Genomic DNA, 23970 nt, shown 5'->3' on the forward strand with positions numbered 1-23970 from the left:
TTTTTAATTCACACCGTATATTCAATATTTTACCAAAAAAAATTATAAATTAATAGTCTTTTAATATTAACCTTTAAGTTCTACAATTAAATCATAAATAAGATTAAAAAACACCACTACATAAGAGGTCAAAGGTATAACTTTAAATGAATTAATTTACTAATTTCTTCCGAGTATTTACTTGGAGCTAATTAAATACAGATTAAATATTGGAGGATTGTACTTATGGAATTAAAAATAACTTCTAAAAAAATTGAATTAACTGATGCTATAAAATCAAAGATAGAAAATACATTTATGAAACTAGAAAAGTATATAAATGATGACACAGATATTCACGTTAAGATTGATGTTAAGAAGAAAAATCAAAAGATTGAAGCAACAATATTCACTAAAAGTGGTACAATTCTTAGAGCTGAAGATTCAGAGGAAAGTCTATATTCTGCAATAGATATAGTTTGTGATAAGCTTTATAAGCAAATTAGAAAATTAAAAACTCAACTATCTAGAAAAAATAGAAAAAATGAAAGTATAAGATTTGATAATATAGAAGATAACATAGTTTATGATATAGAAGAAGAAAATAATATAAAGAGAAGAAAGAAATTTATACTAGATAAACCAATGACAGCAGAAGATGCTATTGTGCAAATGGATTTATTAGGTCACAACTTCTTTATTTTTAGAGATTTAGATACTGAAGATGTAAGCATAGTATATAAAAGACATGACGGTTATGGACTAATCGAGCAATTCTAATTGCTTAATATATGAAAAAAGGTATTATCTATTAATGATTAAGTTCATTTTGAGATAATACCTTTTTAATGTTGACGACAAATTTTTTTATATGAATTAACCTATATAGTATAGACTAATTTCTATCTAATAACTTTATACTTCTATTATATATAAATAATTGCATTTAGTAAATTTATTATTTCTTATAATTTACTTCTGTCCAGTCTATTTTTTCCATATATTCCTTTACTAATTCATGGCACATATCTGGATGTATAGTTTCTTTTGTAGATATAGTTATTGAAGACATAGATATAGCATACTTAACAGTGTCTACTAAATCAATATTATTCATGTATCCACTAGCTATTCCAGCAACAAAAGAATCTCCTGCTCCTGTAACATTTACTACTTCTACATCGTTAGCTTTTATTTTTCCTTCTTCTTTTCCGTTATTATAGTATATACCATCTTCATCTAATGTTATAAACACATTTTTGATTCCTAAATCTATAAAATGCTGTCCCGCTCTTCTTAAATCTTCATCATTTTTTATCTTAAATCCACACATTATTTCAGCCTCATATCTATTTGGTTTTATTGTATGGAAATCTTTGATTAAATGTTTCACATTTTTCGCTTTAGCAGCAGACACTGGGTCTAGAATAAAATTAGTATTACCTTTGAAAGTCTTTATTATATACTCTACTATATCAGGTCTATCTGAATCTAGTATCATATACTCTGAATTTTTTATTATCTCTGATTTTGAATCTATAAAGTCTGTAGTAAACATATCTATTATTTTCATATCTACTACGGCAGATACCATTTCACCTTGCTCATCTAAAATGGCCATATAAGTTGGTGTGCTAGCATTTTTTACTATTAAAGAATCACTCATGTCGTAATTCATCACTTTAGAATGTTCTATCATTCTAGTTCCTGTTTCATCATCTCCTAAAATAGATATGAATTTAGTATTAACTCCTACTCTTGCCATACATTCAGCAATGTTTCTGCAAACACCACCAAAAGAAGTACTTACTTTTCCAGGATTAGAGTCATTGCATCTATAATTTCTATCCGTAAATCCGCATATATCAAAAACTGATACTCCGAAAACTAATGAATAAGGCGCTACATTTTCAATCATCGTTGTTTACCCTCCCTAAAAATCACCTAACCATTTTATCATATAATTGCGAGGTTTTTCTACATATTTTGCATTTTATTATGCGTTATACAAATTTTTACAAAAAAATAAAGGGTATTACCCCCTTATTTTTATAAAAAATTCATTTTAGCTATTTCGACTGCTGATTTTGCATCTTTTGAATAGTAATCCGCACCTAAATCTTTTGCATATTCTTCTGTAAGAACAGCCCCTCCTACAAATACTTTTGCATCGATTTCATTTTCTCTTAAAGCTTTAATTGTTTCTTTCATACTATTTACAGTAGTTGTCATTAATGCACTAAGACCTACTAGTTTTATATTATAACTTTTCGCTTGATGAACAACTTCTTCTATCGGTACATCTTTTCCTAAATCAATAACTTCATATCCGTAATTCTCTAACATTATTTTTACTATATTTTTACCAATGTCATGAATATCACCTTTTACTGTAGCAACTATTATTTTTCCTTTAGAAATTGTATTATTATCTTCTTTTAATAAGCTTTCTTTAATAACATTTAATGATACTTTCACAGTCTCAGCAGATTGTATTAATTGAGGTAAGAATATCTCTCCACTATCATATTTTTTACCTACTATATCTAATGCAGGTATTAAAATTTCATCTAAAATATGATTTTCATCATATTTTTCTAAAAGACTTAGTGCGCTATATTTTGCCTCTTCTTTTAACCCTCTTTCAATTACTTTATCTAGTGTGATATCTACATCAACAACTTTTATTTTCTTTTTATTATTATATCCACTATATTTTTCTATATAATTTGTACAAGCTTTATCTATATTTTTTATAACTTTATAAGAATTTATAACTTCCATACTACTCTCTTCATTAGGATTTATTATAGGTAAGTCCAACCCATAGTTTAGAGCTAAAGTTAAATACAAATTATTTAATGCTTTTCTATTTGGTAGACCAAATGATATATTTGATACTCCTAATATAGTTTTAACACCTAAATTTTCCTTCACCATTTTTATACACTCTAAAGTTACCATAGATTCATCTTGTCCTGCTGATACTGTTAAGGATAGACAATCTATAAATATATCTTCTTTTTTTATCCCATAAGATATTGCTTTATCTACTATTTTTTTAGCTATTTCATATCTCTTCTCTGCTGTATTTGGGATTCCATCTTCATCTAATGTAAGCCCAACCACACATGCTCCATATTTTTTACTATAGGAAGTATTACATCTAATGATTCATCTTTTCCATTTACTGAGTTTGCAATTGTTTTTCCGTTATAGTATCTTAATCCTTGCTCTAGAGCATCTATATTTGATGAATCAATTTGTAGCGGAGTATCTATTATAGATTGTATTTCTTTTATAACTTTAGGCATCATTCTCTTTTCATCTATATCTGGTAAACCTACATTAACATTTAAAATTTCAGCTCCGCCATTTATTTGCTCTAATGCTAGATTTATTACATAATCTAAACTTTCACTTTTAAGAGCTTCTTTTAAAAGTCTTTTACCTGTTGGATTTAGCCTTTCCCCTATAATTGTAGGAGATTTTATTTCTAAGTATTTAGAAGGTGAACAAACTACACTCTTAATAGTTTTTTCAATATTAACCTTATGTATCGAATCTAAATTATCACATATCTTTTTTATAAATTTAGGATTTGTTCCACAGCATCCTCCTATTATAGATGCACCTACTTCTATAAATTTTTTAACACCTTCGAAAAATTCATCCTCTTTAACATTATAAATAGCATTTCCATCTATTATATCTGGTAACCCTGCATTTGCTTGAACTATAACTGGTAATGAAGTAATTTTTGCTATTTTTTCGACTATAGGTAATAATTGTTTAGGTCCTAAAGAACAATTTACTCCTATTGCGTCTACTCCTAACCCTTCAATAGTTGCAACCATGCTTTCTGGCATACATCCTGTAAAACTTCTTCCATTTTCATCAAATGTCATAGTTATAAATAAAGGGAGACTAGTATTTTCTTTTACTGCTAAAACTGCTGCTTTAGCTTCATATAAGTCCATCATTGTTTCGATTATTATAAGATTTGCTCCTGATTTTTCTCCTTGAATTGCTTGTCGTTTAAATATTTCATAAGCTCTATCAAAACTTAAAGTTCCCATAGGCTCTAACATTTCACCTATTGGACCTATATCTAAAGCCACGTATCTTGGCTTAGATTTGTCTACTTCTTCTACTGCTTTTTTTGCTACACATATAGCATTATCTACGATTTCTTCTACTGTGTATCCTAATTTATCTAGCTTAAGTTCATTTGCTCCAAAGGTATTAGTTGTTAATACATTTGAACCCGCTTCTAAATAAGCTTTATGAATTTCTAAAAGTTTATCTGGATTTTTTAATCCAAATACTTCTGGATTTTCACCTATTTTTAACCCTTTTTGTTGAAGCATTGTTCCCATAGCCCCATCAAATATCAATATATTATCTTTTATGTAATCTCTTATTTCCACAAGCTTCATCCCCTCTTTTATATTTACAACTATCATAATTTTTACAGTTCAAGCATGATTTATTTTCAACTTCAACTTTACTATTTGATATTCCAATTATAGCAATAACTGATTTTCTTGGTATCATAATTTTATTTTCTGTAATTGTTAGGCCAATTTCTTTAGGTGAGTTTAAGAAATTTATAATTTCTATATTTGTATCAATAGATAAATCTCCATATCCTGGACTATATCTATTGGTTATATATTTTCCTTGATTTGATAATTTAAGCTTTAAATCGTCTTGTAGTAAATCACAAAACTCTTCTATGGCAGTAGTCGCACATGCGTCTAAAATTATACTTTTTGTAAGCTCTGCATATGAATATTTCCTTATCTCTTTCTCAATTTCCATGCCTACTGTTGTTGCAATTATTATACATTCATCACAGTTTTCAAGTAGTTTATATAAATCTTTACTTGAAAATTTTATATTACTTCCCTTAATCTCTATCTCATTATTTTCTTTTTTTCTTAATATAGGATAAACCCTCAACATATATCGAGGGTTTATTTTCTCTTTAGCTAATTTTATACATTCACTAATAGTATTTTTAAGATTATCATTGATGTCTTGACCTTTGTACTCTAAATATCTTAAAACTTCATTTTCATTTATATTAATTAGATTAAAAAAGTCATTTCCCATACTAATTATTCTCCGTATATATTAAGAGAGAATCCTTTTTGTAGAGCTTCTCTAGCATATTCTTTAGCTCCGAATAAAGATAAATCTTTATAATTTCCACATTCAACAGCAGTAGCAGCTGGCATTTTATCTGATTCTAATACCATTTCTAAAGCTTTTTCTAATCCTTCTTTTACAGTTTGTGGTTCAACTTCTCCCCACATTATTAAATAGAATCCTGTTCTACATCCCATTGGTGATAAATCTATTATGTTATCTAATGTTTCTCTTAGGTAAGTAGCTAATAAATGTTCTAACCCATGTATTGCAGCTGTACCGAAAGTATCTGCATTAGGTTGTAAGAATCTTAAGTCAAACTTTGTTACCTTATCTCCTTTTTCACCATCTAATACACAACATTTTCTTATATATGGCGCTCTTACTTTTGTATGATCTAATTTAAAACTTTCTACTTTTTGCATTCTATTATCCTCCGATACTTAATTTTTTGTATGATAATATTATACTTCATAACAAGTATATATTAGCAATTTTTTATATAAAAATTATATTTCTCCTCTTGTGTAAATTTTAATTAAATATTTAATATGCTTCGTATTTATATTATATATAAAAAGCTAGTCTAAAAATTAAGAGTATCTTAACCTTCAAACTAGCCTTATTTATTAACTGATTCTTTCAATATATTTACAGCTTGATTCAATATAATCTAGAAATAAAAGTAATCTTTCATATATTGGATGAGATTTTTCGCCATATTTAAAATCTAAGCTTTCTCCAATTTCTTTAACTGTTTTCTCACTATCAATTTGTAAAAATACATAGCTACTATATTCATCTAATGTAATTTTTTTGTACATCGGAATATTTATTCTTAATTTTCTTGCAAAATTTTGAATCCAGTGATCTTGTTTTTCAAGTACATTTACTAATCCATCTTTACTCACTTCATATTCAACAGTATCAGAAATTTTAAACACTATTTTTAAATCGTTTTCATCATTATTCATCGCGCTTTACTTTAGACGAAATAATAGGTAACGTTGAAAGAATAACTAAAGCAATTAGTAATAGAATGGCCATTGTGTTTCCTGCAGCAAATCCACTTGGTGTGCCTGCTTTTATAACCCCTGTTACTTGTAATATTATTCCTATTAATCCAATTATAGAACCTCCTGCAACAAGGCCAGAAGACAAACTTACACCATTTTCAACTTTAACTTCTTTTTCTCTATCAGTTTTAGAAGTCTTTTCAATGAATACACGTATTAGTGCTCCAACTAAAATTATAGAAGTTGTTGAAATTGGTAAGTAGAAACCTATAGCAACAGTCATAATTGGTAATTCTAGTAAGTATAAAACTATTGCCATAAACACACCAGCAATAATCATAACCCATGGTAATTTACCTGACATTATACCAGAAGTAAGTGTTGACATTAAATTTGCTTGCGGTAGAGCAAACTGTGGATTAACAGTGTCTTTAAGTTGTTCAGTAAGTATTAGGATTGTACCTACAGCAACTATAGCCCCTACAATACCAGCAATTGTAAAATAACGTTGTACTTCATTTTTATTACCACCTATAATAAAAGTCGCTTTTTGAGATTGACTATAACCACCAGCCATAGAAATAGCAACAACTATAAATGATCCAAATAAAAGTAATGATTTATTATCTGCTTGACTTTTCCATCCCATAGAAACAAATATTAAAGTTACAATAACTAAAGATGCAATTGTCATACCAGATACTGGAAGATTTGATGTTCCTATTGTACCTGTTAATCTTCCTGCGACAATAACAAATAATAAAGATAGTACTAAAGAAGCAATAGCTCCAACAATTGCCATTAAAATATTTCCAGAAATTAAAAATGCTGCAATAAATCCAATAACAATACCACCTAATAAAATTAAAATTTGCATAGATGAAGAACCTTCACCATCTTCAGATCCTGATTTCGCCTTAAGTGTCTCACTAATAGATGCAATAATAGTTGGTATAAGTTTTACTGCACCAATAATACCACCACAAAGCATCATCCCTGCACCTATGTATTTTACGTAGTTTCCTGCAATTCCATTAACATCTAGTTGGCTAATTGAAATTGAAGGATCGTTCCATAATTTTGCACCTTCACCAGCCATATCAGTAAAGTAACCAATTAAAGGTGTAATACCAAAGTTTGATAATATAGAGCCAGCAAACATTGTTAAAGATACTTCTAATCCTACAATAAATCCAATTCCTAAAAGTAGAGGATTTACTTCAACTTCAAATTTCCATTTATAAAATTTACTTCCAACAAAACTAATTAAATTATTAGTTACATTAAAGAATGAACTTGTTAAACCTGTTATTATACCACCTATTCCAAAACCAATACCCATATACTTGATTGATTCTCCTCCAGTATCTGAAGCAACAAGAGTTTCAGAAATGGCCATAGCCTCTGGATACATTAATTTACCATGTTCTTCAACAATTAAATAATTATGAACAAGAGATGCTGCACCAATACCAAATAAAACTCCACCAATACCAACAGCTATCCCCTCTATAAAAGTTATTTGACTACCTATTAAAATAACAGCTGGTAATACAAATATTGCACCACTTGCAAATGATTCTCCACCACTTGACATACTTTGAATTATATTTTTACCAAGTATTCCTTTTTTCCTAGCAAATAATCCCACAAATGCTGAACCTAAAATAGAACCTGGAATACCGGCTGCAACCGTAAGACCTGCCTTCATACCAGAATATGTTGTAGAAGCAGCAAAAACAGCAGCCAAAATAATACCTATAATAAGTACTGCCATATTTCCACCTGTTTTAGACTTATCTGTTATGTATGGAATATAATCTTTCCCTGATACGCCTCCATATGCATCTTTAGATAGTTTTTTCTTCAATTAAATCCTCCCCCTTTTTATTTAGTTGGAAATATTATAGTCCTTTTCCTAATCAATTACAATATTTATTACCATAATTTAACATTGATTAACATCTTAAGTTTTTATAACCCTAAATTAAACAAAAAATTATAATTTCTAATCGCATCTTGTCAAATTATTCTAATAATTCACAATTATATTTACATTTATATTATATTCAAATTAAAAATATCCTGTATATTTACTTATACAGGATAAATTTTTATTAATTTTAATTTTTATATCAATTTTAACTTTATTTCAAAAATAGTACTTCTACTATTACTTTCGACTTTAATACTACCATCATGTAAATCAATTATATTTTTAGTTATTGCCAATCCAAGACCTGATCCCCCATCATTTCTACTTCTAGATTTTTCTACCCTATAAAACCGTTCAAATACATGAGGTAAATCTAAAGCAGGTATTTGCTCTCCATAATTTATAATTTTAATTATAGCCATATTATCTTGCTTTCTTGTTTCTATATCTATATATTTTCCATCGCTTCCATACTTCATCGCATTATTTATTAAATTTTCAAATGCTCTTACTAGCTTGACTGGATCTACATTTACTATTAATTTATCTTCTGAAAAATCAGTTCTTACTTTTATATTTTCTTGATTAAATTCATATTCAAATTGTGATACTATTTGTCCTAATAACTCTACTAGATTTATATCAATTCTATCTAGCTTTATAGTATTGTTTTGCATCTTTGTAATCTCAAATAAATCATTTATAAGAATGCTTAAGTTCTTAGATTTCTCATATGCAATGGTCGTATAATATCTAAGCTCAACTTCATCTTTATATTTATCCTCTTCTATTAAACCTAAATAACCTATTATAGATGTTAAAGGCGTTCTTAAGTCATGAGATACATTAGTTATTAAGTCCGTTTTAGTTTGCTGAGCTCTTCTTTCTTCTATTGTTATATTTCTTAGCTGTGAAACTATACTATTAATATTATTTGCTAGTTCTCTAATTTCATCTTTGGATTCAGTTTGTATAGTTTGATTTAAATCTCCATTAGCCATAATATTAGTTGTATTTATAATCTCACTTATACTATTAATCTTTTTCTTCATAAGTAGTAAATATATAGGTATAACAATTAAAAGAATTAATATTAAGTAAATAATGTCTCCTAAATAATTATTTTTTATATTTAAAAATATGCCTACCATATTAATAATAATCCTTGGTATTTTTTCATAATTAGTAAAATACATATTTGTTAATTGTGAGTAAATCATCATTATAAATCCGGAACCTATAATCATACTAAGTAGAAAATATATTACAGGTTTAAAAGCATATTCAAATAAAATTTTTTTATTTTTCAATTTTATATCCTACTCCCCACACAGTGTGTATTATTTTATTATTTGCATACCTTTCTATTTTTTCTCTTATCCTACTCATATGTACCATTACAGTATTATTAGATTGGTAGTACTGTTCTTTCCATACCTTTTCAAAGATTTCTTCTGTACTGAAAACTCGTCCTCTATTACTGGCTAATAAATATAAAATATCAAATTCTCTAGAGGTTAAAACTACTTCTATTTCTCCAATCATAACTTTATGTTTACTTTTATCTATACTTAAATTTTCTATTTCTATTATATTTTTATTAGACTTTAATTTATTATTAAAATAGTAGGCTCTTCTAAGTAAAGATTTCACTCTGACGGTAAGCTCTAAAGGATTAAAAGGTTTTGTCATATAATCATCTGCACCTGTCATTATTCCTTGAATTTTATCCATATCTTCAGACTTAGCACTTAGCATTATTATTGGAATATCTAACTTTTCTCTTATACTTTTGCAAACCTCTATCCCATCTATGCCTGGCATCATTATATCTAGTATCATTAATTGTATATCTTCTTTATCTAATATATTTAAAGCTTCTCTTCCATCTTCAGCTTTTATTACATCATATCCTTCGTTTAATAAATATATCTCTAGGAGATTTCTAATCTCTTTTTCATCATCTACAACAAGTATTTTATTTTTCAAAATTTATCATCCTTATCCATATAGTTCGTTTTTATGAAACCTATCTACAATATTTGATAAAGTTTCACATAGAACAATTATAGTATACTTTCTTCTTTTTTATTTAGTTTTTTCTAGCTATATATTCTTCTAATGTTAAATTATTTATGTATATTTCTTTTGCTATATCTTCTCCTACATATCTTATATGCCAAGGTTCATATGATTTACCCGTTATATCTTCCTTTCCTTTTGGGTATCTTAATATAAATCCAAATTTATAAGCATTTTCTGCTAACCATATGGCTTCCTTTGTACTTCCTACAAACCATCTATCTTCATTAGTTACATCTATGCATAACCCAGTTTGATGTTCACTAGTGCCCGGCTTAGCTACATATTCATTTGCCTTTTTTATTCCGTCTGAAATAACTTTCTTTGTATATATTTCTTTTTGAGATTCATAAGACCTATATGCAGATGTAGCCAAGAATTTTATGCCCTCTTCTTTAGCCTGCTTAAATAATTTTTCTACTGATTTTGATGCTATTTCTTCCATTTGTTTTTCTTCATCTGTTGAACTATCAATAAATGGTATATTTGGTACATCACTATTAATAGGCTTATAGTTTTTATCCAGCTTATTACCATTGTTTACTAATAATGTGTTTGTTATAATATTTGAGTTACTTTTATTTGATATTTTTTCTGGTGTTAATGTTTTTTCCGGTATTAATACTTTAAGTAAAATAACTGTAACTGCTAAAATGACTATACTTGGTAATATAAACTTAATTTTTTTCATAATCTATCTTCCCCTTTTAACTTTGCTAATCTTACTTCGATTTAGTGATAGTAAATTTAATAGGTTAATTTTAAAGGATAGATTTTAAGTAATTTATAAGTAATTCTTAAGAAATCTTAAGTTTATTAATTTTTAATGGAGGATATAAATATGACCATGCAAAAACTTCTTAGTAAAGCTCGTCAAGCTATACAAGACTTTGATATGATACAAGATAATGATAAGATAGCCGTTGGACTTTCAGGTGGAAAGGATAGCCTAACATTACTTCATATATTAAAAAACTATCAAAGATTTTCACCACAAAAATTTGAGTTAATAGCTATAACACTAAATCCTGGTGGAGTAGATAATTCTCCATTATATAAATTATGTGAAGAATTAGATGTAGAGTTTCATGAAGTTCAAACTAATATAAAAGAAATTGTATTTGATATAAGAAAAGAAAAAAATCCATGTTCGTTATGTGCAAATTTAAGACGTGGAGCACTAAATGGTACAGCTAAAGAATTAGGGTGTACTAAAGTTGCACTTGGACATCATAAAGATGATGCAATAGAAACATTTTTAATGTCAATGGTGTATGAAGGTAGAGTATCTTGCTTCTCTCCAAAATCAACTATGGATAAACAAGATATAACTATAATAAGGCCTATGATATATATTGAAGAGTGGATGACTAAGAAAGCTACAAAAGAATATAACTATCCAGTTATTAAAAATCCTTGTCCAGCAGATGGACTTACAAAAAGACAAGATATAAAAGAGCTTGTAACTAGATTAAATAAAGAAATTCCTGGTGCTAAGAAAAATATATTTGGAGCTTTAAATAATTCTGATAAATTATTTATATGGGATAAAGATAAAATAAAATAGTATATAAAAAAGCATGGAACAATATCCATGCTTTTTATATACTATTTTATCTCTTAGATTATATTTATAATATCTTCTACTTTATCCATTTTTCCATCATAGATTTTGGGCTTTTTTATACTATACCATTCATATGTTTTTTGTAATCCTTCATGTAATAAAATATTTGGTATATAAAGACCGTGTTCTATTAACTTATCTATATCTAACTTGTAATCTATATTTCTAAAAGGGAAATATTTTCTTTCTTCAAATTTCACCTTATTTATGTCTACATATTTTATTATAGGTAGTTTCCCTACTACAAACCCACAAGTTTCTATTAATTCGTTCCATGATATTAATTGTGGATTTGTTACATTATAGGCTTCTCTAACTTTATTTGTATGTATTAAACTTTCTAACACTTTTACTAAGTCTTCAATGTATATAAATTGATTAACTACATCCTTACCTTGAGGCACAGGTATTTTCTTATTATGTAATATTCTATCAAAGAAGTAATACTCTCTATAAAAATTATTGTTAGGACCATATATATAAGTTGGTCTAATAATTATATATGGAATATCGCTATTTATAACAAAATCTTCAGTTTCTTTCTTATCTAGACCATATTTTCCCCAATGATTATTTTCACCCTTTTCATGATCTTCTTTAGCACTTTTACTACTGTCTTTATAAACTGCTCCAGATGATAAAACTATATATTTTTTTAATGATTTTACATCTATAAAGTCTATAAGATTTTTTATATCCTCTTTAGAATAAGCTGTCATATCAAATATATATTCATAGCTACTTCCTTTTAAGTATTTTTCCATATCTTCTCTTACTTTACGGTCACATAAGATATGTTTGTTTAATCCTTTGTACTTTACTAGCTTCTTTCCTCTTGTAAGTATATCTACATCATACCCACATTTTATTAAATATTTAGCTAGTGTAGAACCTACAAAGTCACTTCCACCCATAACTAAAATTGATTTCATGTTAAAATTTCCCCCTCTAGAAATATAGTTATCTTAAAATCAATATTTTATATGTCATAATTCTTTTGCATGAAATACTACAGGTACTAATATTTTAGTATTTTTAAAAGTTTATATTAATTTTGGGATTTAATTAGCCATAATAATAGACCTACAAATGAACAATCCTAAGATGTCTTGAGGTCTTTATTATTTAAATTATTGATATAGTATTTATTTTACTTCTACTAGCTTATCAATACGACTATTTAACTTATCTTGTAGCATATATAGTAAAACTGGGATATACATATAAGACATCCATCCAACTACATTAAATAGTATTAGTATCAGTACTATTGAAGCTACAACTGATGTTATCTGAGAAGCCTTATGACTTTTTTTAAATATTTTAATAGTTGTACCACACATTAATCCAAATAATAAAATCATTAATGAAAATATTATAAATATCCCAAAACTTTGAATTCCCTTTGGAAGACTTGGAATAGAAGAGTATCCTATAACAAAGATAAATGTTAATAATCCAAATATCATATATAGTTTTCCCATACTATTTCTTTTAAACATAAGTAATACAGTAAATCCAAGATATAAATAACTTAAGAAACTAACTAAACCCAATTTTTCCACCTACCTTATTTACTACTAAGTCTTTATAAAAACAAAACCATAAAGCTAGTTAAAATGCTTTATGGTTTTGTAAATAATTAAATCTATATGTTTATACTCCTAAAAACATCGATCCAGCTGCTAAAATTATTACTGATGCTATAAATATCATTACTAATAACTTAGTTACGAACTTTAACCATGTTGAGTAGTCTACTTTAGCTATTGCAAGTCCACCCATAACAACCCCTGATGTAGGCGTTACTAAGTTTACTATACCAGAACCAGCAGAGAATGCTGAAACCACTATTTCCGGAGCAATATTTAATTTTTGTGCTAATGGTGCAAATATTGGCATAGATACTGAAGCTAGACCTGAAGTTGATGGTATTAAGAACGATAAAGCTATGTATATTACATAAGCCATATTAGCAAATAACATTCCTGATACACCACTTAATACTCCTGATGCTTTATCTAATATATATAAATCTAATCCAGAGTTTGCCATCATGAAAGATATACCTCTTGATACACCTATTACAAGAGCAACTCCAACCATATCTGCAGCTCCTGCTATAAATGAACTAACTATATCTTCTTCTGGCATTCTATAAACCACACCTATTATAACAGACATTAAGAAGAACCATACTGTTAATTCAGGGAACCACCATTTACCTAAAGGAGATCCATTTAACCATGAAGTAGTATTATCAAATATAGTTATACCAAAATCACTCCATGGAATAACTCCAGCTATCATAACAATAAATGAAAATACAAATAGTGCTAAAACAACTTTTCTCTTTCCATTTAGCTCTAATACTTCTTCAGTATTTTTACCAAAAGCGTCATGAGCTAAATCTAATTCATGTTTTGATAATATTGTAGCATTTTTATTAGCTTTAACTTTTTTAGCATATTTTAACACATAAACTATTGATATTGCTAAAGTTACAAGCCATAATACTACACCTACCATTATAGTAGTACCTTGGTTTATAGTTACTCCAGCTGCACCAGCTGCAGAAGCCGCAGCACCTACAGCAAATGGATTTACTGTTGATCCTAAAACCCCAGTACCTGCTCCAAGTAATATTGTTGCTGCACCTACCAATGGATCAAATCCTGCTGCCATCATTGTAGCAGTTATTAATGCATAGAAAGCTAATGATTCTTCTGCCATACCATAAGATGTTCCACCTAATGAGAATATTATCATTAGAACTGGTATTAGCATTAATTCTTTTCCTTTTAATTTTTTAACAAGTCCTCCAACTCCAGCGTCTAAAGCACCTGTTTTTGTAACAACCCCTAGGAATCCTCCTATTATAAGTACAAATAGTGCAACATCTATTGCTCCTTTAAGTTGACCATCATTCCATACACTCATGTACGATCCATCATAGTCATTTATTGCCTGTAGTGCCCCTTCTACTCCTTTTGCTTCCATAGCAGCACTTACAGCTTCATCCATATCTAAATTTTTTACACCTACCATACCTGTAACTGGAGCCATTACTAAGTCGGCTATTTGAGCTTTTTTAACTCCAGGAACAAATTGAGTTACTATTGCAATAGATATCATTATAGCTAATAATACCGTATATGCAGATGGGAATTTGAATTTTTTCTTCTTATCCTGTGCCATCTGTATATCCCCCTTTTCTTTTAATTTTATTAAAATATATATTATATATAAACTATAAAATATATATTATATATAATATATATTTTATAGTTTCATTAAAAAGTATTTAATTTAAAATATTTTTAAGCAACAAAAGGAAATGGTACTCTCTTTTAGAATAACATTTCCTTTTTTTTACATCAATAACTAAATTATTTTGATATTATTGTACCTGTAGATCCATGTAACGCTTCTTTAGCTTTTTCTAAAGAAGTTATTAAAGCTTTACCATTAGTAGATGTTTTTACAAAATCTACACAAGCTTCTACTTTAGGTAACATAGATCCTTTAGCGAAATGACCTTCTCCTATATATTTATCAGCTTCTTCTAAGTTTATAGATGCTAACTCTTCTTGATTTGGCTTATTAAAGTTTATACAAACTCTATCAACAGCAGTAAGTATAACTAACATTTCAGCATCAAGGTCTTTAGCTAATTTAGCACTTGATTTATCTTTATCTATAACAGCAGCTACACCAGTTAATGATCCATCTTCATTTTCTACTACTGGTATACCACCACCACCAACAGTTATAACTATAGTACCTTCATCAACTAATTGTTTAACAGTTTCTAATTCAACTATTTCTTGTGGTTGTGGAGAAGCAACAACTCTTCTGTAACCTCTTCCTGCATCTTCAACAAAAGTAAATCCTTTTTCTTTTGCTATCTTATCCGCTTCTTCTTTGCTGTAGAACATACCTACTGGCTTAGTTAAGTTTTTGAATGCTTCATCATTTTCATCAACTACAACTTGAGTTACTATACTAGCAACATTTTTCTTTACATTTCTTCTTTTTAATTCAGTTCTTATAGATTGTTGTAAGTGATATCCTATGTATCCTTGGCTCATAGCTCCACATTCTGCAAATGGCATCATAGGAGTATTTGCTCCATTATTAGAAGCAAAATCCATTGCTAGGTTTATCATACCTACTTGTGGTCCATTTCCGTGCCCCACTATTACATTGTATCCTTCTTCAACAAGATCAACTATTGTTTTAGCCGTATGTTTAACTAATTCTAATTGTTCTTCCGCATTATTACCTAGTGCGTTTCCCCCTAAAGCTATAACCAATCTTTTCATATCATTATTCTCCTATTGTTTATATTTTATATAAATATAACCCCCATCTATATTTCCGAAACAAGGTGGGGGTTAATTAAATAACTATTATACAACTTTTACAGATTTAACCACCATTTATAATGTTTAACTTAAATCAGGTTTATGCCATTAACTACTATTGTCCTATAGTAGCAGCCATTATAGCTTTTATAGTATGCATTCTATTTTCTGCTTCATCAAATACAACTGATTGCTTAGATTCAAACACTTCATCAGTAACTTCCATTTCAGTTATACCGAATTTTTCACCCATTTCTGCTCCAACTTTAGTTTTTAAGTCGTGGAATGCAGGTAAACAGTGCATGAATATTGCTTCTGGGTTAGCATTGTCCATAACAGCTTTGTTAACTTGGAATGGCATTAATTGTTTTATTCTAGCTTCCCAAACTTCAGCTGGTTCTCCCATAGATACCCAAACATCAGTGTATATAACGTCAGCATTTTTAGTTCCAGCCATAACATCTTCAGTTAATGTTATAGTGCATCCATTTTCTTTAGCTATTGCTTCACAAGTAGCAACTAATTCTTCAGCAGGGAATAATTCTTTTGGAGCGCAAGCTGTGAAGTTTAATCCCATCTTAGCACAAGCAACCATTAAAGAGTTACCCATGTTGTTTCTAGCATCTCCCATGTAAACAAAGTTTACACCTTTTAATCTTCCTAATTTTTCTTCTATTGTTAATAAGTCAGCTATCATTTGAGTTGGATGGAATTCATCAGTTAATCCATTCCATACTGGTACTCCAGCATATTGAGCTAATTCTTCAACTATATCTTGAGAGAATCCTCTATATTCTATACCATCATACATTCTTCCTAAAACTCTTGCAGTATCTGCTATAGATTCTTTTTTACCCATTTGAGAACCTGTTGGCCCTAAGTATGTAACACCCATTCCTAAGTCCATAGCTCCAACTTCAAATGAGCATCTAGTTCTAGTTGAGTCTTTTTCGAATAGTATAGCTACATTTTTACCATTTAAAGTTTTGTTAACTACACCAGCTCTTTTTAAGTCTTTTAAGTTTTTAGATAAATCTAATAAATATCTTATTTCAGCGCTTGAAAAATCTAATAATTTTAAAAATGAACGTCCTCTTAAATTAACTGCCATTGTAAAAACCCTCCTGAATATGTTATTATATAAGTATATTTTAAAATTTAACGAATTAATTTTGTTGCTTCTTTAAAGACCTTTACATAAGGGTCTTTAAAGAAGTTTTTTTATTTATATATTTTAAAGCTTTATTCTTCACGCTCTAAAGGCATTGACATACATCTTGGGCCCCCACGACCTCTTGATAACTCACTTGATGGTATTACGTGAATTGTAATTCCATTTTCAACTAATATTTTATTAGTAACATGGTTTCTAGAATAAACAACAACTTCACCTGGCTTAATACATAATGTATTTGATCCATCATTCCATTGTTCTCTATCAGCTATAACTTTATCTCCACCACCACATTGGATTAATGTAACTTTTTCTACTCCAAGGTGTTTAGCTAATATATCTTCTAATTTAGCATTAACTTCTACTATGTTTAATTCACCATCTACTTCTCCTTTAGTTACTTCGAATACTTGTAAAGGTCCTTGTATTCCTGGATGTATAGTGAACTTATCAACATCTATTTGAGTAAATACTGTATCTAAATGCATCATAGCTCTATTGTTTGGAATATTAAATGCTAATATTGTTTCTATTTCTTTGTTACTGCTTTTAAAGAATATTTGTTTAGCTATATGCTCTATTGCATTAGCTTCAGTTCTTTGAGATATACCTATTGCTAAAGTTTTTTCATTTAAGATTAATATATCTCCACCTTCTATATGATGTTCAAAATCTCTATCATAGAATCTTTCTACTTGACCTTTAAAGTCTTTATGATATTTGAATATATAGTCAGCATATATTGTTTCTCTATTTCTTGTTACAGAGTACATTTTATTTAAACTTACTCCATTTCCTATACTTGCAAATGGATCTCTTGTAAAGTATAAGTTTGGCATTGGATCAGCCACAAATGGATAATCATCTTCTACTAAATCAGTTAAACTTTTACTAGCTAATTCTGGTAATTCATTTTTATTTATACCAGCCATAGTCTTTCTGATTAACTCTTCATTGTTCTTTATTCCTTTTAAGAAGTTATACACATTTTTTTGTACTTCTTGGCTTTTTATTCCAGCTTCTTCTATAAATTGATTTATAAATTTTTCTTTAATTTCTTCGTCAGCTATAACTTCAGCTGCTAGTTCATGTAAATATACAACTTCGACACCATTTTCCCTTAATACATTTGCAAATGCATCATGTTCTTGTTGAGCTACTTCTAAGTAAGGAATATCATCAAATAATAATCTCTCTAGGTATTCCGGTGTTAAGTTTTCTATTTCAGCACCTGGCTTATGAAGTAGAACTTTTTTAAGTGGCTTGATTTCACTTGTTACTTTTATTCCCATAGCTATCCCTCTCCATCTGTCATGATATCTATCAAATAATATTTTCGTATAACTTACGCAAATATCATTTACAATTTTATAGATATTATAACTGTAATTTTTAAAGCAATATATTTTTAAAACTTATATTAAATAGTTTAGAAAAACGTTTTCTCAGAGATTGATCCCACCTCTATTTTGAAATATTTAATTTTGTCCAAACTTAAAATATAAATCATTAAAAGCTTAAGTAATAAACTTTCTGGTTATTTTACATTTTTATACTTTTAAATAGTCCACTATTATTTGTTATTTCAATTTCTCCACTTGATTTAATACTTTCATCAATATATTTTTCAAATTCTCTTTTTTTAGTGTCTATTACTTCTAAAATGTTTCCCGGTATAGAATATATATATTCTAATATACCCTTGGAATCATTTACTATTAATTTATCTTCATATAAATATCTTTGGATATTACTGAAATATTTTTTTAATATTTCTTCTCCATTTTCTAATCCAAATTTATTTGATAATCTTTCTTCGGAAATCTTTATATTGTTATTAAATCCTAGCATAAGTTCTTCTAGCTCTTTCATATGGCTACTATCTATAGTCGAACAGTAAAAATGTCCTCCTTTTTTAAGTACCCTATTAATCTCAGATAGAACTACATCTAAGTCTTTCATATAAAATAATATATGGTTAGCTATGACTACATCAAAGCTGTCATTTTCAAAAGGAATGTTATTTGGGTCTGCTATTTGGAAATTGAATGTATTAGAGTTTTTACTCAGATTTATTTTTGCATCATTTAGCATATCTTCGCAAATCTCTGTTAGTGTCACATCTATGTTGTCATTTAAATACTCTATATTCTTAGCCCATAAAGCACCATTCCCACAACCAATTTCTAAAACTTTATAATTATCCTCTAGTTTTAAATTTTGGAATGTCCAATTGTACCAGCCATGTTTGTTAGAACTAAATCTTTCTTGCAGTTTAACGCTTGCATTTAAATTAGATGAATCTATATATTGTTGTAATAACTCTTTTTCGCTTTCTAGTATTTTTATTATATCCACTGTTTTATTCCAGTCTAAGTTTTCATCATTTTCAATGCTAACTTCAGCTGTTTCTATGGCATTTAGTACTGTCTTCATATGATTAATTTTATTTTTAATGATATTTTTTTGTAATTTTAGTGAATTAACCATATCATCTTTTTCAAAATTATTATGTTCAGTACTCATAACCTCTTCTAGTGATAAACCTAAATACTTTAAAGCTAAAATCTTTTTTAATTTTGTAAAATCTTTGTCTGTGTATAGTCGATGCCCTGCATCATTATGGTGAGACGGTTTAAGAATCCCCTTAGTGTCATAATATCTTATGGTTCTGATTGTAACTCCCGCCATTTTAGCAAATTCACCTGTAGTATATAATCTTTTATCTTTCATTATATCTCCCCCAAAGGTATTGCCTAATATCATTGTATAAGGTTACGTTGCGTAATGGTCAATACTAAATTTTAATTTTTTTAATTTTTTTTCTATTTGAAAAATCTATCAAAAATCGTATTTCGATTTTACTTTTATATTATCTGCAAAATCTAACAATAAAATTTAGTATTGTATTTATAGTATGTACTATATTCTAGTTACTAACCTTTTTAAGCTCATATATTTCTTCTTCACTTTTTTCTCTTTTTTTCTCTATTCTAGCTATTAAATAATCAACTAAGAAACCATTAATTACTACAGCTATTAATGAAAATATTCCTTTACCTAGCCCAAAAGTTAAACCCCCGCATATAACAACAAATAAATCTACCATTAATAATGATTTACCTATATTAAATGTTGAGTATTTATTTAATATTTTTGCAAGTATATCTGTTCCACCTGTTGAAGCATTTGCTGCAAATACTATAGCTAGTCCACTTGCTGCAATTACAGTTCCACATAAAACTGCTAAAATCATATTGGTCGTAATTGCATATGAATGCAGTACTTTTTGCATAAAATCCATAACAAAAGACATCATAAAACTTGCATATATAGTTTTAACACCAAAATCCCCACCTATTAGTATAAAAGCTATAACAAATAAGATTAGGTTACCTAAAAAACTATAGTCCCTACTGATAAGGCTGGTACATAATGACTTATAACCAAAGCCATACCACTTAATCCCCCACCTGCTATTTGGTTCGGAGCGTAGAAATACTGTATACCAAATGCTACTAAAATAACCCCTATTGTTATTATAATGTAATCCCTAATTACCTTCATCTTATTAATTCTTTCCATCTACCGTCCCTCTTTCTTCTATTCAGTCTTAATATATTAATTTTTTATTTCATATTAAAATATTAATATATAATTATAATACGCTTGAAAGCACATTTAATCAATAAAAAAGAGATGTAAATCACATCTCTTAAATAATTCATAATTTTATAAATTTATAGAAAATTATCCTACAGTTATAGCACTAACTGGACATGTTTCTTGTGCTTCTAAAGATGATTCTTCTAAGTTAGCTGCTAATTCACCTTCTATAGCTACTGCTAATCCATCGTTATCCATATCAAAAACTTCTGGACATACTCCAGTACACGCTCCACATCCTATACATACGTCTTTATCTACAAATGCTTTCATTTCAATATCCTCCACTTATGTTTTAATTTTAGTTATTATATACTTATCCATTTTTTACTATATTAAAACAATTAGTTAGATTTGTCTACTATATACTTGTAATTCTTTAGTATTTCCCTATCTGTATATATCTATAATAAAGATTCTTTTTTGTATAAATTAAGACATTCCTATAAACATTCCTATTATATATGGAATTAACCACACAATCCATACAGCTATACTGAACTTATGGAATGTAGCTTTTTTATTTTCATCATTTTTATATAGTACCCATGTTGCCCATACTGCATGAAATAACATTAATACTATAGCTAAAAAACCTGTTATTCCATGAATTAGTTGACTTGTAGAATTTATAGTCTCTACTCCTGATTTAGCTATTTGGCCCATTGTAAGTGTACCTAATGTATCGCATAATAATCCTATCCAAAATATTATGACATGATTTTTATTAAGACTCTTGGCCTTCCTTTCTCCAAATACCCCTATTGTATAAAATACCAGCGCTAAAGTTATTGCTATAATTGCTAAAATTAATCTTGAATCCATAACTATTTTACCTCCTTAATTTTATTTCTTATTTTTAATAAGCTTTCTTTTACTTCCTTTATTTCTTCCTCTGTAAAGTTTTCAAATATTTTATCAAAACTTTGGTTAATTGTGGTTCTGAACTCCTTTGCAAATTCTAATCCCTTATCTGCAAATGTTACATAAGTATTTCTCTTATCATTTTCATCTTTAACCTTTTTGACATAACCAGCACTTTCTAACCTTGTTACTATTCCTGATACTGTTCCTTTAGCTAAAGACATTTCATCGCATAGTTGTGATATATTAACCTTTCCATTGTGAGCAATTAATTTAATAACCATAACTTGCTGATGGGTAAGCCCACTATCTTTTAAACTACTACTGATCGTTCCCATTGTACTTGCATATATTTCTTTTATAAGCATTGCTATTTCAAAAGAATCAAATGCCATATATAACTACCTCCATTCTTAGTTACTATATTTCATTTTAGTTATTTCGAAGTTTAGTGAACTACTTAAAAAGAATACTCCTGCACTAAACAATGCAAATCCTAATCCTATATAAAAAGTTCCTATATGATAAGGACTAAATATCGCTAAACTTCTTACTGATATTCCTATAATCATCATAAAAGCCATTATAAAATAACTTTTTAGATCAAAGAAAGAATATATATATTGTTTTTCAAATTTACTATTAATGATTCTTAGAGTATGTTTTTTTACTAATTTCATAAATATAAATCTAAAAAATACATAAAACGTTATAGCTGCAAAAGCTAAACTTACAGTCCAGTTTCCTCTACTAGAATGTACATCTTCTAATCCTAAAGTAAACACTCTAAATCCAGCGAAACCCCATACTATTCCAGCTATTAATAATAAAACCTTCTTTTCAACTTTAGGTATATATTTTGTTAATATCTCCATAACCTTATCCCCTATAAAAATTAATCTAATTAATAGTTTGCATAAGAACTAATAAGTTCCTATGCAAACTATTTTAATAGTATATTTTAATATTGTCAATATTTTTAATACAAAAATAAAGACACCTATAAAGATGCCTCTATTTAATAAATGTTTTTATAGTATTTTAAATCTTATTTTGCATATTTAACAATGATATCACGTAATATATTAACTGCATCTAAGCCTGCTTTATCATTATAATATTTAGCAAATCTCTCATCTGCAACGTACATCTCTGCTAATCCAACATGTGCTTGCTCTGAATAAACTGGCCATGAGAAACATAACCAAGTTTTATGCTTTTCAAATACATTTATAGCTTCTTTCGAATCTAAATCTCTACTTTCAATAACTTTTTCTAAAGACTCAAACATTTCTTTCTCAATTTCTTGCATTCTTTTTAAATCATTTTCAGTCATGTTCATCCATTTTTTATTAGATTCTTCCACTGTTTCTTTTCCATATTTTTCTCTTATTTCATTTCCATATTTAGCTTCATTTTCTTCTAATTTTTCTTTTTTAAATCCTTCAAATTTTTCTCTATCTGACATTTCTATTTCTCCTTTTTTATATTCTAATGTTTTTTCAACTGTCAAAATCAATTGATTTATTTGGTCTCGTCTGGAAATAAGTTGTTGGTGATGTTCTAATAATGCTTTATTAATATCAAAATCCGGCTCTGAAACTACTTGATGTATATCTTCTAATTTCATATCTATAGATCTATAAAATAGAATTTGTTGTAGTAAATCTACTTCATCTTGACCATAAATACGATATCCAGATGAATTAATACGACATGGCTTTAGTAAACCAATTTCATCATAATATCTAAGTGTTCGTGCACTAACACCTGCTATTTCAGATAGTTTTTTAATTGTATATTCCATGTGATTACCTCCTGACAGTTTTATAATAATGCTTTCCGCTACGTTAAGGTCAATAGAAAAAATAATATTTTTTTAATTTTAAATATGGATTCATAAATTTTGTTATAGATTTACTATTTTGCTTTTCAACACTTTCTATTATTTCTTTCTTATACTCTTCTAATTCTTCACCTTGCGCATTAATATACTTAAAAATTTTTTCTAGTACTTATAGATATATCTATTTTCATTTCCTCAGACATACTATCACCTCTCATCTTAAATAGTAATCTGTTCACTTGGGCACTAGTCAAGATTT

The 23970-nt window shown here is 28.2% G+C and carries 24 protein-coding genes and 1 pseudogene; 2 read left to right on the forward strand and 23 right to left on the reverse strand.

What is annotated here, in order from left to right:
• Positions 1-225 precede the first annotated feature (225 nt).
• Positions 226-759, forward strand: a complete 534-nt coding sequence (hpf, locus tag BN899_RS15490; RefSeq protein ID WP_042277327.1) for a ribosome hibernation-promoting factor, HPF/YfiA family — start codon at positions 226-228, stop codon at positions 757-759.
• Positions 760-937: 178 nt separating this feature from the next.
• On the opposite strand, the gene BN899_RS15495 is transcribed toward hpf, so the two are convergent.
• From BN899_RS15495 to BN899_RS15535, 10 genes are all read right to left on the reverse strand, one after another.
• Positions 938-1897 carry a carbohydrate kinase family protein gene (locus tag BN899_RS15495; RefSeq protein ID WP_042277328.1) on the reverse strand — a complete coding sequence of 320 codons (960 nt, stop codon included), beginning with the start codon at positions 1895-1897 and terminating at the stop codon, positions 938-940.
• Positions 1898-2028: 131 nt separating this feature from the next.
• A complete protein-coding gene (locus tag BN899_RS21080) occupies positions 2029-3108 on the reverse strand; it encodes a cobalamin-dependent protein (RefSeq protein WP_330362578.1) in 1080 nt (359 codons plus the stop codon).
• Positions 3090-4445 carry a homocysteine S-methyltransferase family protein gene (locus BN899_RS21085; RefSeq protein ID WP_330362579.1) on the reverse strand — a complete coding sequence of 452 codons (1356 nt, stop codon included), beginning with the start codon at positions 4443-4445 and terminating at the stop codon, positions 3090-3092. The genes BN899_RS21080 and BN899_RS21085 overlap by 19 nt, the downstream gene beginning before the upstream one ends.
• Positions 4381-5097: a vitamin B12 dependent-methionine synthase activation domain-containing protein gene (locus BN899_RS15505; protein ID WP_042277329.1), complete on the reverse strand. Its 717-nt coding sequence runs from the start codon at positions 5095-5097 to the stop codon at positions 4381-4383. The genes BN899_RS21085 and BN899_RS15505 overlap by 65 nt, the downstream gene beginning before the upstream one ends.
• 5 nt (positions 5098-5102) lie before the next feature.
• Positions 5103-5558 (reverse strand): S-ribosylhomocysteine lyase, encoded by a 456-nt coding sequence (locus tag BN899_RS15510; protein ID WP_042277330.1) that lies wholly within the window; start codon positions 5556-5558, stop codon positions 5103-5105.
• 204 nt (positions 5559-5762) lie between these two features.
• Positions 5763-6107 carry a hypothetical protein gene (locus BN899_RS15515; protein WP_042277331.1) on the reverse strand — a complete coding sequence of 115 codons (345 nt, stop codon included), beginning with the start codon at positions 6105-6107 and terminating at the stop codon, positions 5763-5765.
• Entirely contained in the window at positions 6100-8019 is a 1920-nt protein-coding gene (locus tag BN899_RS15520) for an OPT family oligopeptide transporter (RefSeq protein ID WP_042277332.1), read from the reverse strand. The genes BN899_RS15515 and BN899_RS15520 overlap by 8 nt, the downstream gene beginning before the upstream one ends.
• A 260-nt stretch (positions 8020-8279) precedes the next feature.
• Positions 8280-9137 carry a HAMP domain-containing sensor histidine kinase gene (locus tag BN899_RS15525; RefSeq protein ID WP_330362580.1) on the reverse strand — a complete coding sequence of 286 codons (858 nt, stop codon included), beginning with the start codon at positions 9135-9137 and terminating at the stop codon, positions 8280-8282.
• Positions 9138-9384: 247 nt separating this feature from the next.
• Positions 9385-10074: a response regulator transcription factor gene (locus BN899_RS15530; protein ID WP_042277335.1), complete on the reverse strand. Its 690-nt coding sequence runs from the start codon at positions 10072-10074 to the stop codon at positions 9385-9387.
• Positions 10075-10177: 103 nt separating this feature from the next.
• The gene (locus BN899_RS15535) at positions 10178-10858 is read right to left on the reverse strand and encodes a M15 family metallopeptidase (RefSeq protein WP_042277337.1); all 681 of its coding nucleotides are present in this window, start codon (positions 10856-10858) and stop codon (positions 10178-10180) included.
• 150 nt (positions 10859-11008) lie between these two features.
• On the opposite strand from BN899_RS15535, the gene BN899_RS15540 reads away from it, so the two are divergent.
• Positions 11009-11734 (forward strand): tRNA 2-thiocytidine biosynthesis TtcA family protein, encoded by a 726-nt coding sequence (locus BN899_RS15540; RefSeq protein WP_147568586.1) that lies wholly within the window; start codon positions 11009-11011, stop codon positions 11732-11734.
• Between the two features lie 53 nt (positions 11735-11787).
• Here the strand turns inward: BN899_RS15540 and BN899_RS15545 are convergent, their stop codons facing one another.
• The 13 genes and pseudogenes from BN899_RS15545 to BN899_RS15610 all read right to left on the reverse strand — a co-directional run bounded on the left by BN899_RS15545 (position 11788) and on the right by BN899_RS15610 (position 23672).
• Complete coding sequence (locus tag BN899_RS15545) at positions 11788-12726, reverse strand: NAD-dependent epimerase/dehydratase family protein (protein WP_042277339.1); 939 nt, start codon at positions 12724-12726, stop codon at positions 11788-11790.
• A gap of 213 nt (positions 12727-12939) precedes the next feature.
• Positions 12940-13350 carry a hypothetical protein gene (locus BN899_RS15550; RefSeq protein WP_042277341.1) on the reverse strand — a complete coding sequence of 137 codons (411 nt, stop codon included), beginning with the start codon at positions 13348-13350 and terminating at the stop codon, positions 12940-12942.
• 100 nt (positions 13351-13450) lie between these two features.
• Positions 13451-14992: a YfcC family protein gene (locus tag BN899_RS15555; RefSeq protein WP_042277342.1), complete on the reverse strand. Its 1542-nt coding sequence runs from the start codon at positions 14990-14992 to the stop codon at positions 13451-13453.
• Positions 14993-15183: 191 nt separating this feature from the next.
• On the reverse strand, positions 15184-16119 hold the full coding sequence (gene arcC, locus BN899_RS15560; protein ID WP_042277343.1) for a carbamate kinase: 936 nt from the start codon (positions 16117-16119) through the stop codon (positions 15184-15186).
• Positions 16120-16276: 157 nt separating this feature from the next.
• Positions 16277-17272, reverse strand: coding sequence for an ornithine carbamoyltransferase (gene argF / locus BN899_RS15565; protein ID WP_042277344.1), 996 nt, complete (start codon positions 17270-17272; stop codon positions 16277-16279).
• A gap of 131 nt (positions 17273-17403) precedes the next feature.
• Positions 17404-18627 carry an arginine deiminase gene (gene arcA / locus BN899_RS15570; protein WP_042277345.1) on the reverse strand — a complete coding sequence of 408 codons (1224 nt, stop codon included), beginning with the start codon at positions 18625-18627 and terminating at the stop codon, positions 17404-17406.
• Between the two features lie 250 nt (positions 18628-18877).
• A complete protein-coding gene (locus BN899_RS15575) occupies positions 18878-20068 on the reverse strand; it encodes a MerR family transcriptional regulator (protein ID WP_042277346.1) in 1191 nt (396 codons plus the stop codon).
• Positions 20069-20264: 196 nt separating this feature from the next.
• Positions 20265-20920 (reverse strand): annotated as a pseudogene (locus tag BN899_RS18740) (YitT family protein).
• Positions 20921-21085: 165 nt separating this feature from the next.
• A complete protein-coding gene (locus tag BN899_RS15590; protein ID WP_042277347.1) occupies positions 21086-21274 on the reverse strand; it encodes a ferredoxin in 189 nt (62 codons plus the stop codon).
• A 159-nt stretch (positions 21275-21433) separates the two neighbouring features.
• On the reverse strand, positions 21434-21826 hold the full coding sequence (locus BN899_RS15595; RefSeq protein ID WP_042277348.1) for an HsmA family protein: 393 nt from the start codon (positions 21824-21826) through the stop codon (positions 21434-21436).
• A gap of 2 nt (positions 21827-21828) precedes the next feature.
• The gene (locus BN899_RS15600; protein ID WP_042277349.1) at positions 21829-22260 is read right to left on the reverse strand and encodes a MarR family winged helix-turn-helix transcriptional regulator; all 432 of its coding nucleotides are present in this window, start codon (positions 22258-22260) and stop codon (positions 21829-21831) included.
• Positions 22261-22278: 18 nt separating this feature from the next.
• Positions 22279-22740: a hypothetical protein gene (locus BN899_RS15605; protein ID WP_042277350.1), complete on the reverse strand. Its 462-nt coding sequence runs from the start codon at positions 22738-22740 to the stop codon at positions 22279-22281.
• Between the two features lie 173 nt (positions 22741-22913).
• Positions 22914-23672 (reverse strand): MerR family transcriptional regulator, encoded by a 759-nt coding sequence (locus tag BN899_RS15610; RefSeq protein ID WP_042277351.1) that lies wholly within the window; start codon positions 23670-23672, stop codon positions 22914-22916.
• Positions 23673-23970 lie beyond the last annotated feature (298 nt).

Source organism: Faecalimicrobium dakarense, assembly GCF_000499525.1.
Taxonomy (GTDB): Bacteria; Bacillota; Clostridia; order Peptostreptococcales; family Peptostreptococcaceae; genus Faecalimicrobium; species Faecalimicrobium dakarense.